This window comes from Cardiobacteriaceae bacterium TAE3-ERU3 (assembly GCA_019218315.1).
Classification (GTDB): Bacteria; Pseudomonadota; Gammaproteobacteria; order Cardiobacteriales; family Cardiobacteriaceae; genus JAHUUI01.
Genome location: JAHUUI010000002.1, coordinates 127235 through 142791 on the forward strand (window position 1 = coordinate 127235; position 15557 = coordinate 142791).

Annotated in this window: 15 protein-coding genes; 13 read left to right on the forward strand and 2 right to left on the reverse strand. The window is 46.7% G+C overall.

Annotated features, from left to right (window positions below):
* The first annotated feature begins 3 nt into the window (after positions 1-3).
* The 13 genes from KRX19_03985 to KRX19_04045 all read left to right on the forward strand — a co-directional run bounded on the left by KRX19_03985 (position 4) and on the right by KRX19_04045 (position 13956).
* The gene (locus KRX19_03985; GenBank protein MBV7434179.1) at positions 4-972 is read left to right on the forward strand and encodes a calcium/sodium antiporter; all 969 of its coding nucleotides are present in this window, start codon (positions 4-6) and stop codon (positions 970-972) included.
* Between the two features lie 21 nt (positions 973-993).
* A complete protein-coding gene (locus tag KRX19_03990) occupies positions 994-1719 on the forward strand; it encodes a phosphoribosylaminoimidazolesuccinocarboxamide synthase (GenBank protein MBV7434180.1) in 726 nt (241 codons plus the stop codon).
* Complete coding sequence (purM, locus tag KRX19_03995) at positions 1716-2714, forward strand: phosphoribosylformylglycinamidine cyclo-ligase (protein MBV7434181.1); 999 nt, start codon at positions 1716-1718, stop codon at positions 2712-2714. Before KRX19_03990 ends, purM begins: the two co-directional genes overlap by 4 nt.
* Positions 2715-3143: 429 nt before the next feature.
* Positions 3144-4691, forward strand: coding sequence for an AbgT family transporter (locus KRX19_04000; protein ID MBV7434182.1), 1548 nt, complete (start codon positions 3144-3146; stop codon positions 4689-4691).
* 214 nt (positions 4692-4905) lie between these two features.
* Positions 4906-5457, forward strand: coding sequence for a GNAT family N-acetyltransferase (locus KRX19_04005; protein ID MBV7434183.1), 552 nt, complete (start codon positions 4906-4908; stop codon positions 5455-5457).
* 97 nt (positions 5458-5554) lie between these two features.
* Positions 5555-7285, forward strand: a complete 1731-nt coding sequence (gene dauA / locus KRX19_04010) for a C4-dicarboxylic acid transporter DauA (GenBank protein ID MBV7434184.1) — start codon at positions 5555-5557, stop codon at positions 7283-7285.
* 383 nt (positions 7286-7668) lie between these two features.
* Complete coding sequence (purN, locus tag KRX19_04015) at positions 7669-8277, forward strand: phosphoribosylglycinamide formyltransferase (protein MBV7434185.1); 609 nt, start codon at positions 7669-7671, stop codon at positions 8275-8277.
* The gene (purD, locus tag KRX19_04020) at positions 8274-9527 is read left to right on the forward strand and encodes a phosphoribosylamine--glycine ligase (GenBank protein MBV7434186.1); all 1254 of its coding nucleotides are present in this window, start codon (positions 8274-8276) and stop codon (positions 9525-9527) included. The genes purN and purD overlap by 4 nt, the downstream gene beginning before the upstream one ends.
* A gap of 72 nt (positions 9528-9599) precedes the next feature.
* Positions 9600-10577: a hypothetical protein gene (locus KRX19_04025; protein MBV7434187.1), complete on the forward strand. Its 978-nt coding sequence runs from the start codon at positions 9600-9602 to the stop codon at positions 10575-10577.
* Positions 10578-10667: 90 nt separating this feature from the next.
* Positions 10668-11135, forward strand: a complete 468-nt coding sequence (locus KRX19_04030; protein MBV7434188.1) for a tripartite tricarboxylate transporter TctB family protein — start codon at positions 10668-10670, stop codon at positions 11133-11135.
* A complete protein-coding gene (locus KRX19_04035) occupies positions 11132-12658 on the forward strand; it encodes a tripartite tricarboxylate transporter permease (GenBank protein MBV7434189.1) in 1527 nt (508 codons plus the stop codon). The genes KRX19_04030 and KRX19_04035 overlap by 4 nt, the downstream gene beginning before the upstream one ends.
* A 2-nt stretch (positions 12659-12660) precedes the next feature.
* Complete coding sequence (locus KRX19_04040; GenBank protein ID MBV7434190.1) at positions 12661-13329, forward strand: carbonic anhydrase; 669 nt, start codon at positions 12661-12663, stop codon at positions 13327-13329.
* A gap of 30 nt (positions 13330-13359) precedes the next feature.
* Positions 13360-13956, forward strand: a complete 597-nt coding sequence (locus tag KRX19_04045) for a YigZ family protein (protein MBV7434191.1) — start codon at positions 13360-13362, stop codon at positions 13954-13956.
* Positions 13957-14110: 154 nt separating this feature from the next.
* Here the strand turns inward: KRX19_04045 and KRX19_04050 are convergent, their stop codons facing one another.
* Positions 14111-14425: a hypothetical protein gene (locus KRX19_04050; GenBank protein ID MBV7434192.1), complete on the reverse strand. Its 315-nt coding sequence runs from the start codon at positions 14423-14425 to the stop codon at positions 14111-14113.
* 240 nt (positions 14426-14665) lie between these two features.
* Positions 14666-15556, reverse strand: coding sequence for a zinc finger-like domain-containing protein (locus KRX19_04055; GenBank protein ID MBV7434193.1), 891 nt, complete (start codon positions 15554-15556; stop codon positions 14666-14668).
* Position 15557 lies beyond the last annotated feature (1 nt).

The window sequence follows — 15557 nt, forward strand, 5'->3', positions numbered from 1 at the left end:
AATATGATACTTCCGCTCATTGCGGTACTTGGCGGTCTGTGTTTTCTGATTTGGAGCGCAGACCGCTTTATTGATGGTGCCGCTACCATTGCAAAACACTACGGTATGCCGCCTTTATTGGTCGGTATCGTTATTATTGGCTTCGGTACGTCTGCACCGGAGATCGTCGTCTCTGCATTTTCTGCATGGCAAGGAACGCCAAACCTTGCTCTTGGGAATGCTTATGGTTCGAATATTGCCAACATTGGCCTAATTATAGGCATCGCGGCTTTAATTAGCCCTATCGCTATGCAGAGCAGCCTCATGCGTCGCGAATTTCCATTACTTTTACTGGTTACGGGCATTGCAGCCTGGCAGCTGCAAGACCTGGTTATCACCCGAACAGAGTCTATCGTCTTGCTGGTTTTATTTGTCCTACTTATGGGATGGACAATTTACCAAGGCATGAAGCACCCGGAAGAACTCCCTATTGAGGAAGAAGATATACCTAATATGACCATCACAGCCGCATGGCTATGGACGCTTGTTGGGCTTATCGTATTAATGATTTCATCACGCATCATGGTTTGGGGTGCGGCTGAAATAGCGCGCCATTTTGGCGTAGATGAGCTGCTGATTGGGCTAACCATCTTCGCTGTCGGCACATCTCTACCCGAGCTTGCTTCAGCGATAGCAGCGATGCGCAAAAACCAACCAGATATCGTTATGGGAAACGTCATTGGCTCAAACTTGTTCAACACTCTCGCTGTAGTTGGTATCGCCGGTACCATCAAACCGATGAGTGTATCTCCGGAAGTTTTATCGCGCGATATCCCGGTCATGGCTGGGATGACTATCGCACTCATGCTTATGGGTATCAAGCTCTACCAACGCGGCGGACGCATTAACCGCTACGAAGGTGCCCTATTGCTTTTTGCCTTCATCGCCTACAATGGCTACCTGATTTATACCATCCTGCCCACCTCGACCTGATACACATTTTAGGAGTACGTCATGGAAAAAAAAGACCTGCTATACACTGGCAAAGCCAAAGCAGTTTATGCAACAGATGACCCAAACCGCGTCATCATCCACTACAACGACGATGCCACCGCTGGCAATGGCGAAAAGCACGACGTCATCGCTGACAAAGGCGTACTTAACAACCGTATCACTACGCTTATCTATGGCGTACTGAACAAAGCAGGTGTACCGACTCATTACCACGAAACACTTAACGAACGAGAGCAGCTTTGCGAAAAAGTTGAGATTATTCCGCTTGAAGTGATCGTGCGTAACCGTATTGCCGGCTCAATGGCCAAGCGCCTCGGCATTGAAGAAGGCTCTATTCCACCAAACGTTATTTATGAGCTGTGCTATAAAAAAGATGAACTCGGCGACCCACTGATTAATGACGACCACGCCGTTGCTCTCGGTGCTGCGTCTTATGAAGATCTTGATCGCATTTATGAACTTACTGATGAGATCAACCAAGCCCTCGATAATCTTTTTGTCGATTGTGGCATAACCCTTGTCGACTTTAAAATTGAGTTTGGCAAAGACAAAGATGGCAATATTATTCTCGCTGATGAGATCTCCCCTGATACTTGCCGCCTATGGGATGAAGAAACTCAAGAAAAGCTTGATAAAGACCGCTTCCGCCGAGATCTTGGAGGCCTGACAGATGCCTACCGTGACGTTCTCGCACGACTTGAAAAATGGAGCAAGGACAACGCATGAGCCAAATTGACTACAAAGCCAGTGGTGTAGACAAAGAAGCTGGCTACGACACGGTCAAGCGCATCAAAGGCTTTGCTCAAGCCACACACAATTCTCGTGTCCTTGGGCAAATTGGTGCATTTGGCGCGTTTTATGACCTTTCAGGCTATACGCACCCAATACTCGTATCGGGTACTGATGGCGTTGGCACCAAGCTCAAAATCGCTTTTGCGCTGGAACGTTACGACACCATCGGCATCGACGCAGTTGCCATGTGCGTCAACGATATTCTCTGCCACGGCGCAGCACCACAATACTTCCTTGACTATCTCGCTTGTGGCAAGCTTGAGCCTGAAGTTGCGGCCGATATCGTCAAAGGTATCGCTGACGGCTGTCAGCAATCCAGCGCTGCACTCATTGGTGGTGAAACAGCGGAAATGCCGGGCTTCTACGATCCAGGCGAATACGACATCGCCGGATTTGCAGTCGGTGTCGTTGAAAAAGCTGATCTGATTGACGGCAGTCGCGTTCAGGCCGGTGATGCTATCATCGGCTTGGCTTCAAGCGGCTATCACAGCAATGGTTACTCACTACTGCGTAAAATTTTCACTGACCTCAATGAACAAATTGACGGTAAAAGCGTCGGTAAGACTTTACTGACACCGACCCGTATTTATGTCAAATCCGTACTCGATGTGCTGGCCAAGCACCGTGTGCACGGTCTTGCTCATATTACAGGTGGTGGTTTGCCGGAAAACCTGCCACGAGCCTATGGCGAGAAGCTATGCGCTCATATCGATACTGCTACATTGCCGGAATTGCCACTAATGGGACGCATCCAGCAGCACGTCAGTAAAGACGAATGCTTTGGTACGTTCAATATGGGCATTGGTTTCGTTATTATCGCACCGGAAAATGAAGCTGAGAGCATCATCACTACACTGCAAGGACACGGTGAAGACGCGCGCATCATTGGCAACATGCAAAATGGTGATACACCTTTGCAGCTCGACTAAGCGCAAAAACTATCTATCACATGCACCTTAGATGATGCATATGGTTTAGCCGCTTTTACTATGTGAGATGTAACTAACATAGGCAAAGCAAATATCAGGCTGCCAATCAGTTAATGATCGGCAGCCTATTTTATCTTCCCCTTAATTCTTATCGCACACTCAATCCCCATAAATAACACATTGTCAGCACTTTATTTATTTACGCCTAGTGCTCCGTGTATGTACTTATGGAGCTAGAAACGGCCTTGATAAAGCCACCAAAAAGATTACCAAAAAACCAACGAAAAATTAAAATAACGATAATGTTAAATAGAAATGGTGCTTTATTCATTATACTTCGCTGTTTTTCACTCAACCTTAATATAAGAGAAACTCGCGATGCAAAAACAACAATCGTCTAGCACCGTAAACAATACCCGGCCGGGGCGCATGACCCGTTTCCTCAACGGCGTCGAATGGCTCGGCAATCTTCTTCCCCATCCTGTTACCCTATTTGCTATCTTCTGTGCATTGATTATCGTCGTCTCAGGTATTTGCGCCTATTTTGACGTCAGCGTAGTCGATCCGCGTCCTGAGGGTGCTCGTGGCCGAGCTCCCGATGGCATGATAACCGTCGTCAGCCTGATGAGCGGCGAAGGGTTACGTCGTATAGTTGAAAATCTCGTCACTAATTTCACTAATTTTGTCCCCCTCGGCACGGTGCTCGTCGCCTTGCTTGGCGTCGGTATCGCTGAACGTGCCGGGCTGATTTCTGCAGCCTTACGCGGACTGGTACTTAGCGCACCACGCAAGATGGTCACTGCAGTTATCGTCTTTGCCGGCATTATGTCCAATACAGCATCTGAGCTTGGTTACGTTGTCCTGATTCCAATGTCAGCAATTATCTTCCATGCTTTAGGGCGTCATCCGCTTGCTGGTCTTGCTGCTGCATTTGCCGGTGTATCAGGTGGCTATAGTGCAAACTTGTTACTCGGCACAGTTGACCCATTGCTCTCAGGTATCACTCAGGAAGCTGCGCGGTTAATTGATCCCGAATACGTCGTCGGTGCTGAAGCCAACTGGTATTTCATGATTGTCTCAACATTCCTCATCACCCTACTTGGCTACTTAATCACTGAAAAAATTGTCGAACCCAAACTGGGAAAATGGCAGGAAACAGACGCCTCTGACGACCTTGACGAAACCAACCCTTCCATGAACCCACTCACTGCCGAAGAAAAGCGGGGGTTAAAGCTTGCAGGAATTTCTATTCTTGTCTTTCTTGGCATACTCGCACTCACCATTATTCCCGAAAATGGCGTTCTGCGTAATCAGGAAACCGGCGAAATCGCTCGCTCACCATTCTTGCGTGGCATCGTCGTCTTTATCTTTATCTTCTTCGCGATACCGGGTTTCATTTATGGCAAAACCGTCGGTACGATGAAAAATGACCGTGATGTCGTTGATGCCATGGCCAATGCCATGAGTACACTTGGCCTTTATATTGTATTGGTCTTTTTTGCAGCGCAATTTGTCGCCTTCTTCGGCTGGACGAATCTTGGTTCAGTAGTTGCCGTCAAGGGAGCAACGTTCCTCAACGATATTGGACTCACTGGCCCGGTACTATTAATTGGCTTTATCCTGATTTGTGGCTTTATCAACCTCATGCTTGGTTCGGCATCCGCACAATGGGCGGTTACTGCGCCAATCTTTGTACCCATGTTGATGCTCACCGGCTACGCTCCGGAAGTCATTCAGGCTGCTTACCGTATAGGGGATTCCACAACCAACATCATCACCCCGATGATGAGCTACTTTGGCCTGATTATGGCTGTCGCCGTCAAATACAAGCGCGATACAGGGATTGGTACGCTGATGGCAATGATGCTGCCGTACTCAATTGCCTTTATCGTCGGCTGGAGTGCATTATTCTACCTTTGGGTATTCGTGTTCGGCTTGCCGGTTGGCCCTGGCTCTGCAACGTTCTATACCCCTTAGAATTACGCTCAATCAATCACAAGCCCCGCAAAAATCTGGCGGGGCTTTTCTTTTCGTTAAAGAAAAAATTTCCGGCCATGCAAGTATGAATTTCCGCACAATTTATGCCGCATATAAAAAATAATGCAGTTTTGATTTTAATTATCTGATTAGCTATATGAACTTTGCGGTATGTTAGGCATAATCACACGCTTTTCCCACCTTCGGACAGCACATGTATCTGGAAGAAATCACCCTGCAAAACGAGCACGTGATCCTCTCGCCACTGCGCCATAAACACGCTAATGCGTTGCTTGACGCTGCCAGCGATGGTCAACTGTGGAACATCTGGTACACCAGCGTCCCAAGTCGGGAAACCATAGCCACCTATATCAACCACGCACTAACCACACAGCAACACGGCACCGCACTACCATTTGTCGTCATCGATAAACGCAATGGTCAAATTGTTGGCACCACGCGCTTCTACGATTTTGACGACAAAAGCCAGCGCCTGCTACTCGGCTATACATGGTACGCACAATCCGTACAGCGCAGCGCAGTCAATACCTCTTGCAAATTGCTGCTACTGCAACACGCCTTCGAAACGCTACAATGCGTCGCGGTCGAATTTCGAACCCATTGGATCAATCAGCGTTCACGCAATGCAATTGCCCGTCTGGGTGCAAAACAGGATGGTATCCTGCGCCGCCACATGAAAATGCCTGACGGCAGCTATCGCGATACCGTCGTCTTCTCCATTCTCGATAATGAATGCCAACCGTAAAAACCCAGCTCAATTATTTACTCGGCCGCCATGACAAAAGTAGTAAATAAGCTTTTAAACACACGATATAATAAACACTTTTGTACGGTGATGAACCATGACCAGCCAGCACCCGCTTCGTTCTTTGCGCATCGGTTACGCACTGCGCCAAGCCTGCATAACTGAACGCTACAATGGTAAGCGTCTGCTCGCTGACTGCCTCGCTGGGATTACCGTCGGCATCATCGCCATTCCCCTTTCCATGGCGCTGGCCATTGCCAGCGGTGTCGCACCGCAATACGGGCTTTATACTGCTGCCATTGCTGGCTTGATTATTGCCCTGACGGGCGGCAGCCGCTACAGCATTTCCGGCCCCACTGCTGCATTTGTCGTCATCCTCCTTCCTATTACCAATGAATATGGCTTATCCGGCTTACTTGTTGCAACCAGCATGGCCGGCATCATACTGATTCTGATGGCAATACTCCGCCTTGGTCGCTTGATTGAATATATACCACACTCAGTCACGCTCGGCTTTACTGGCGGTATTGCAATCGTTATTGCTGTACTGCAAATCAATGATTTCTTTGGCCTTGATATCACTGAGCTGCCCGAGCACTTTCTGCCTAAACTCGGCACCCTGCTTGGTCACCTTGGGCAAACTCACTGGCCAAGTCTGTTAGTTGCCAGTGCCACACTGGCTACCATGTTGATCTGGCCACATGTTAAAGGTCGCCTGCCACTTACCGGGCATTTACCTGCCGTTTTGGTCGGCGTCATCGTTGCGATGCTGCTCAATCAAAGTGGGCATCCTGTTGATACCATTGGCAGTCGTTTCCATTATCTGCTCGCTGATGGAACCAGTGGCAATGGCATTCCACCAGTTTTACCGAATATTACCTGGCCATGGGCACATGGCGATGGCCTGACTTTCTCATGGACAATGATCGGCAATCTGCTTCCTGCTGCATTCGCCATAGCCATGCTTGGTGCAATTGAGTCATTGCTCTGTGCGGTGGTACTCGATGGTATGACCAATACCCGCCACAGCGCCAATAGCGAACTACTTGGTCAAGGCATCGGTAATCTGGTTGTGCCATTTTTTGGTGGTATTACCGCAACTGCTGCCATTGCGCGCTCAGCGGCTAACGTGCGAGCCGGTGCAACCTCGCCCATTGCTGCTACCGTTCATGCGCTGTTGGTGTTTGCCGCGATTATGGTACTTGCCCCGGCTCTGGCGTGGTTACCGATGGCATCCATGGCAGCACTGCTGCTGATGGTTGCATGGGGCATGAGCGAAGCACCCAAAGCTCTGCACCTGCTCAAAACAGCGCCACTACCGGATATACTCGTCTTCTTTACTTGCCTAGGCTTAACTGTATTCGTCGATATGGTCGTAGCCATTACAGCAGGTGTATTACTTGCTGCACTAATGTTTGTGCAACAAGTTGCTGCAATGACCAAAATCAGCGATATCAGTGAGCACCCCCGCTTGATTGAGCATCCATTACCGCAAGGCTGGGCCGTATATAAAATCAATGGTCCTCTATTTTTTGCTGCTGCAGACCGCTTCCATGAAGCAATCACCACCGCATTCCAGCAGCATGAGGGGATCATTCTATATATGGATGGCGTGAGTATTATTGACGAAGGTGGATTGATGGTACTCACGCGCCTGATCGACCATTGCCAACACCATGGTAAACAAGTCATCATTGCCGACCTGCAATTTCAGCCACTCAAAACCCTTGCCCGTGCCGGCATCCAGCCTGTACCCGGCGTCAGCAGCTATACGCCAACCCTAGCCGCAGCGCTCGAACAAATTAGAACATATGGCAACCAACCTTAAGTACACGCTTATGAAAAGGCAATTACAGTGGGCGCGCATTCTGTACTACGACTTTGATCTCGCCCGACCACATTACTACCCAGCAAGTGCTTTATTTTAGGTGATTAGACACCACCATGACTTTGATATAAAAACACCTCGTTTACATTAGAAAATAGCTGAATAAAGCATATAACTAAAAAATACTCATTAAGCATTTCCACTTAGTGGTATTTATATTGTGAGCAAGTAAATCACCCACCCTGCTTTTAAACCAATAATCAACTAATTCAAGTGCCAATCAGTCAACTTATTCAAACAACCTTGATGATTATCTTTAAGCTACTGGTTTGATCTGCTAATTTGGTTATAATGCAGGTGCTATTAATTTCCTCAGGATGCTCATGAGCGCCAATATCACCGTAATGATTTCAGGCAGCGGCTCTAATCTCAAAGCACTGTTAGATGCTATAGACCAAAATAAAATAGACGGGCAGGTTTGCGCCGTCATAGCTGACCGCGAATGCAGCGGACAACAGCACGCTGTATCACGCCATATTCCTTTTATCAGAGTAGACCGCAAGCTTGATCAAGCCTCCTTCACAGATACACTACTGCGCATGATTCCTTCAGAGACTGATTTGATTGTGCTCGCAGGCTTTTTAAGCGTCGTACCAACTGCGGTCATTGAGCAATGGCCAGGCCGCATCATAAATTTACACCCCTCACTGCTGCCTAAATTTGGTGGTGCTGGTATGTATGGATTGCACGTCCATAAAGCGGTACTCGATGCCGGTGAATCAATTAGCGGCTGTAGTGTGCATTACGTTGATAGTGGTATTGATACCGGCAAAGTTATCGCCCAAAGTGAAGTACCAGTGCATACGGATGACACCCCTGAATCACTACAAAAGCGCATCCAAAAAGAAGAACACCCCCTGCTCTGCAAAGTCGTTGCAGAGCTTTGCCACGCCCTTCCCCAAAAAACTCAAATCAATAAGGATTTCGCATGATCAACGTCCTCATCATTGGCAGTGGTGGCCGTGAACACGCCATCGCATGGAAACTTGCACAAGATACCCGCATCGGCATGATATACGTCGCACCGGGTAATGGCGGTATTGAAGAGCTCGAACATGCGCAAAACATCCCACAAACCGACGTTGACAGCCTATTGTCCTTCGCCAAAGATCGCGACATAGACCTCACATTTGTCGGCTCAGAAGCCCTACTGGTCGAAGGCATTGTTGATCGTTTCAATGAAGCTGGGCTGACCATATTTGGGCCTAACAAGCAAGCTGCACAGCTCGAAGGAAGCAAAGTATTCGCCAAAGACTTCATGCAGAAATATGGCGTCAAGACAGCTGCTTACCAACGCTTTGATGATCATCAACAAGCAAGCGCTTATTTAGACGAAATTACCTACCCGATCGTGATCAAAGCGAGTGGTCTGGCGGCAGGTAAAGGCGTCATTATTTGCCAAGATAAAGCAGAAGCCTCAGCTGCACTTAATGACATCATGCTCGATAAGCGCTTTGGCGACGCCGGCAATGAAGTCGTTATCGAAGAGTTTCTTGAAGGCTTTGAGGCGTCTATCCTCAGCTTTACCGACTGCAAAACCATCCTGACAATGAAATCAGCCAAGGATCACAAAACTATTGGTGAGAACAACACTGGCGAAAATACTGGTGGCATGGGGGTCGTTTGCCCTCATCCGGCAATGACTGATGCACATTGGCAAGCCTTTGAGCAGGATATCCTTGAACCAACTCTTAAAGGCATTCAAGCCGAAGGTATGGATTTTGCCGGCGTTATTTTCTTTGGTCTGATGATCAATGACCGCGGTGTATTCTTGCTCGAATACAATATGCGTATGGGGGACCCTGAAACACAAGCAGTACTCCCATTGCTCGAAACACCATTGGTTGATCCTGTTATGGCGGCAATTGAACGCAAGCTCGACCAGGTCGAATTACAATGGCAGGATAAGCACGCGGTATGCGTCGTCGCTGCGTCCGGCGGCTATCCGGGTGAATATAAAACAGGCTACACCATTGAGCATATCGAGCAAGCCCGTTTCTTCGCCCAAATCTTTATTGCCGGTGCCAAGCAACATTATCAGGAATACATTACCAGCGGCGGGCGCGTTCTCAACATTGTGGGTATAGATGACACTCTGGAAGGTGCGCGCAATGAAGCATACAGTGCAATAAAACATATTCAGTTTAAGGACATGACCTATCGTAAGGACATTGGCGCTTGACATAACAACACCCGACACTGAAAATAACGCTCCTTTAATATATATCCAATCTAAATAATAAGGAGCTTCGCAATGAAGAATAAATGGATACTTGGCGTACTTGCAGCCACCAGCACTGCTTTTGCATTTGCGGCCGATAGCGCACCGGAAATCAAAGAATGTATTGCCCCAGCAGATCCAGGTGGCGGTTGGGATTTTACTTGCCGTAGCGTCAGCAAGCTTCTGCGCGAAGAAGGTTATGTGAATAACAACATCCAAACCGTCAATATGGCCGGGGCCGGCGGTGGCGTTGCATTTGCGCATGTAATCTCAAAGCGTGATAGTGATAACTCACTGTTCGTTGCAGCTTCAACGGCTACCACTACTCGCCTTGCCCAAGGTCAGTTTCGCGGTATGAGTGCTGATGATGTTCGTTGGGCGGGTTCACTTGGCGCTGACTACGGCATTATCGCCGTCGGCAAAGACTCGCAGTACAACACCCTTGAAGAGTTATTCAAAGCTGTTCAATCAAATACTGGCGCTGTTAAATTTGCCGGTGCAAGTAGTAATGGCGGTTGGGATCACCTTAAAGTACTTTTAGCTGCAAAAGCTGCAGGCATCAATGACTACAAGAGAATCCCATACCTGTCATTTAACAATGGTGGAGACGCTTTGATTCAAGTCGTTGGTGGGCACGTTGATGCCTTTACTGGCGATGTATCAGAAGTAAAAGGCTTTATGGATTCAGGTGATATCAAAGTACTCGCAGTATTTTCAGAAGACCGCTTGCCTGAGCCATTTAACGAAATTTCTACAGCCAAAGAACAAGGCATCGACTTCATTGCACCTAACTGGCGCGGTTTTTACTTGCCTGGCAAAGTCGAGCAAAGCACTTACGACTGGTGGGTTAAGACGCTTGATGAATTGAGCGGCACAGATGCTTGGCACGAAGTCATGCATCAAAATGGCTTAATGCCTTTCACCAAGACTGGTGCTGAATTCGAGCAATACGTCATGCAGCAAATCAATGATATTGAGACAATCTCAAAAGACCTCGGCATCATCAAATAAGTAACACTTACCCAACGGGCGTACCCTTTTAGCATTGAGCTATGGGGGTGCGCCTTTTCCCGTATTGCCCTTACTAAAAAGAGAAGCATAATGAACACGCAAAGTAATCAGCATACCCTTGCCGACCGTTTGCTCGGGTTGGCTATGGTGCTGCTTGCTATAGCCTATGGCTATGGTGCGCAGCAATTTGAAGAACCCTTCGGCATGGCTGAAACTATCGGCCCTGAAGCATTCCCAACGATTTTAAGTGTCGTCCTCGGCCTTGCCGGGTTGGCATTATTGATCAAGCCACAAGCTGGGCAACGCTGGCCGGATGCTCGTACTTGGCTAGATATCGTTTTGGTACTCATTGCTTTGATTGCCTTCGCGCTACTTCTTGAAGTTGCTGGCTTTATTATCTCAGCTAGCTTATTTTCATTCTTCATCAGCTGGCGCATGGGAGCTAAGCCGATCAAAGCACTGATTATCGGATTTTGCTACAGCATCGGCTTATTCATGCTATTCAACTACGGACTTGACCTTTCTTTACCTGCTGGATGGCTAGGGGGTATCTTATGAACAGCTTCAGCTTATTGATGGATGGTTTCGCCAATGCGCTTGGCTGGGAAACCCTGCTCTTTGCCTTACTAGGCTGCATACTCGGCACACTGATCGGTGCATTGCCCGGCTTAGGCCCGGCAAATGGCGTCGCAATACTAATTCCGCTGGTATTCAGCCTTGGCTTGAGTCCTCAAGAATCACTGATTCTACTCACCTCTGTGTACGCTGGCGCGATGTACGGCGGGCGCATATCGAGCATATTGCTCAATATACCCGGTGATGAACCTGCATTGATGACCACGCTTGATGGCTACCCAATGGCCAAGCAAGGTAAGGCTGCAGAGGCACTAACTCTATCTGCAATAGCCTCATTCATCGGCAGCTTCCTCGCTACCATTGGCTTGGTGTTACTCGCGCCTCTGCTCGCCAAAGCGGCATTGAAATTCGGCCCCGCTGAATACGTCGGATTGTACGTACTGGCATTTGCCGCCCTAGGTGGCATCACCAGCCAAAACCCAATCAAGACATTAATTGCCACAGCACTCGGCTTGATGATTGCAACTGTTGGGATTGATGCCAACACAGGCATCCCACGCTACACTTTCGATATTCTGGAACTTTATGAAGGCATAGATTTCATTATCGTCTTGGTTGGTATGTTCGCCATCAGCGAACTGCTGATTTTTATTGAGTCGCACGACGTCAATAACAAGTCTATGGTTAAAATGAATAAAATGCGCTTTTCATGGCGTGATTTCACCAACATTTTGCCTACTTCCTTGCGTGGCTCTACACTTGGCTTTATCGCTGGTGTATTACCCGGCGCTGGTGCATCACTTGGTAGCTTCATCAGCTATACGCTTGAGAAGCGCATCCTTGGCGACAAAGGCCGCTTTGGCACAGGTGACCCATGTGGTGTTGCCGCGCCCGAGGCCGGCAACAACGCCGCTGCAAATGGTGCCTTAGTACCAATGCTGACGCTTGGTATTCCTGGTAGCGGTACCACAGCCGTTCTACTTGCGATGCTCGTCTCGCTTAACATCACCCCCGGCCCAATGTTGTTCCAACAAAATGCCGAATTGGTATGGACGATCATTGCCGCCCTCTTTATCGGCAACATCATGCTACTGATCCTTAACGTGCCGATGATCGGATTTTTCGTCAAAATTCTCAGCATTCCACCACGCTACTTAATGCCACTAGTCACACTGGTTGCCATACTCGGGATCTACTCAATCAGCCACAATTTGGTTGATATTTACCTGATGATCGGCTTTGGCGTATTTGGCTACATCATGCGCAAGCTCGATGTACCTGTCGTGCCTATCATCCTCGGCATGCTGCTCGGCCCTGAGTTAGAAACAGCATTACGCCACTCATTAGTGCTTTCTGATGGAAACTGGATGGTGTTGTGGCACAGCCCTCTGGCTATTGGCTTGTGGGTCGTTACCATTGCTGTATTGATCTTGCCAGTCGTTGTTGGGCCACTGTTGCGTGGTAAAATGAAGCAAGCAACAGCGAACAAGGACTTCAGCGATTGAGCATAAAAAAACAACACATTGAGGCACTGTTAAGCAGCAATGAAATCTGGGCGAAGAAATTCGCCCAGGATAACCCCGGTATCTTCGAAAAACTAAGCGCCCAGCAAGCACCACAATATTTGTGGATTGGCTGCTCGGATAGCCGCATCCCCGCCAACGAAGTGATGGGGTTATTACCCGGTGAAGTATTCGTTCACCGTAATATAGGCAACCTCGTTCATTCAATGGACATCAACTGCCAAAGCGTCATCCAATTTGCCGTCGAACAACTTGGCGTACAAGACATCATCGTCGGTGGGCACTACGATTGCGGCGCAATCAAAGCAGCGCTCTCAATGCAAGATTTTGGCATGCTCAATAACTGGCTACGCGAAATCAAAGACACTTACACTGAGTATACTGGTGAATTTCACCTCATGACTGCGCAGCAAGAAATCAACCGCCTCTGTGAGCTAAACGTCATCAAACAAGTGCGCAACGTATGCAAATCCAATGCCGTACAGCGCGCATGGGCAAAAGGACAAAAGCTCTACGTGCATGGCCTAATTTACGGCGTGCACAATGGCCGCTTGGTTGATCTTGATGTGTCCGTCGACAGCAACAACAGCCTTGATCAGATTTACCGCCTCAAAGTAACCCAAGCAACAGAAGACGCAGAATCATCCGAATAACTTATATGCATTGAATCCAAACACAATCCAATGACCGATCAATACTGTTACCGAATAACCGAACCAACAGAAGCTGAAATCACCATTAAGGGTAGCAAGTTTATTGCCTATGCCTATCCTGTATCTTCAATCGAAGAAATTGATGCACATGTTGATGCGCTTAAAGCCGAGCACCACAAAGCACGCCATCATTGCTACGCCTATCGCCTCGGCGCTGATGGTGAGGAATACCGCGCCAATGATGACGGCGAACCGTCCGGCACTGCAGGCTTGCCAATTTACAACCAACTGCAATCCTTTGAAGTGAGCAACACACTGGTCGTTGTCGTGCGTTATTTTGGAGGTACGTTACTCGGCGCGCCCGGCTTGGTACGCGCGTACAAGCAATCAACCGAAGAAGCCTTGAAGCTGGCAAAGCGGGTACGGATAGTGCCGAAAACGCAATTTACCGTTACCCTACCGTACCCGGAAGTAAATACCTTGATGCAAAGCGTCGATCAATGGGACATGCACATCGTTGAGCAGATTATGGACATGACCTGCACATATACCCTTGAGTGCCGTAAAGACGACTACGAACAAATCATCACAGGCTTCGATCGCACAGAAATAAAGCTGAAAGATTGAGCGACGAATAAGATGACAACCTCTAGTGAAATAGGCTTGATCATTTCATTATATATTCAGTATAGACATGAGTTCCACCAAGAAATTACATAAGTTTTCAGTGGACACAGCAAAATAAATCAACCCGAATAAAGCTCATAAAGTGTTTAGCTACCTAAGAAGACGCTTTGCGCTTCCCAACTACAACGGCCGCACGGGTCAGCGAATAACCAACGTCACCAAGGTATTCACCACGGCTTGCCACGCTTGGCTCTGCCGAACCCATCGCCACCGGAACCACGTTAATCACGTCGTAACCAGCGGCGTCCATTTCCTCATATGCATCAGACAAGCATTGCGCGAACTCATCTAAATCAACTGATTTTGGGTCATGGTACTCAACTTCCTTTTTACTGAGCATACCGCCTTCTGTTTCCGTGTAGCGAAGCACATTGGCACAAAACCACGATGTTCTGAATTTTCCTGACATTATTTCTCCAATAGTTAACAAAGACTAAAAGTAATTTTCCAGATATTGGTTATCAGAAAAAATATTATATTTACCGCAAGACAATGGACAACATCAATTGTCCTTCACCTACGATTTAACTAACAATGCTGCATTTGTGCTAAGCAATGAGTCAAGTAGCCTACTCGTTCACGCTTGCTAGACTTTGCTAAGTAGCAGCTATGGATAGTCACAAGACAGAGATACTATTGCTCTGCTTGACTATTTGATCCAATTACTACCAACTCCATCACATTTGTCACATCTTTCATCGCCAAAAGAACCATTACCTTTACAATTAGAGCAAGTAGAATCGATTTCATTCAACCTAATCTTATTAAAATGATTATAAATTGCTTGATACATAGATCTTCGCCAAGAATTTATTGAAATCAGTTCATTGTCAGCTATGGGTTTTAATATATAATTACACAATACATTTAAATCTGGTGTACTTTTTGACTGCACACTTAAGATATTCACATATTCTTTTACTGCATTAACTGAATATCTTTTAGAAAGATTAAAGAAATTAAAATGTTTTACTACTCTTTTTTTATCAGCTTGATCCCAATCATCTGGACAGTTAACGTAAAAATTAAAAATAGGATAGTCATCAGTCAAATTAAAAGAGCAGTATATCCATTTTTCTTCAAAATAATATGATTTATCTAAATACGGATGTATTAATTGATCTTCCTTAATATTGAAAAAATTATCTCTTTTTAGCTTGCTATTGCACTCTGTACAAGAAGGAACTAAGTTAATTGGCAATATAGAAAATTGTGGAAAAATACTTTTTGGCAAATAGTGATCTAATGAATCTATACTACTTATTAGACAGTACAAACAACTTTCAGCATTAGATTTTATTTCATCGTATATACCAGATTTTTTTAGATATTGAGTATATAAATTATTAAAATCCTCTCTTTTTATTGCATACTTATTAGGATTAAAATTAATCTGAAAAAGTTCCATATTCTTACCTTTTTCTTCATAATCATCAAAATCAATTAGCAAATTTTCTTTTGCAGCACTTAAATTATCAATAAGTATATTATTTGATTTTATCGTACTTAATAAAATTTCAATTAGATCATTATTACTCATT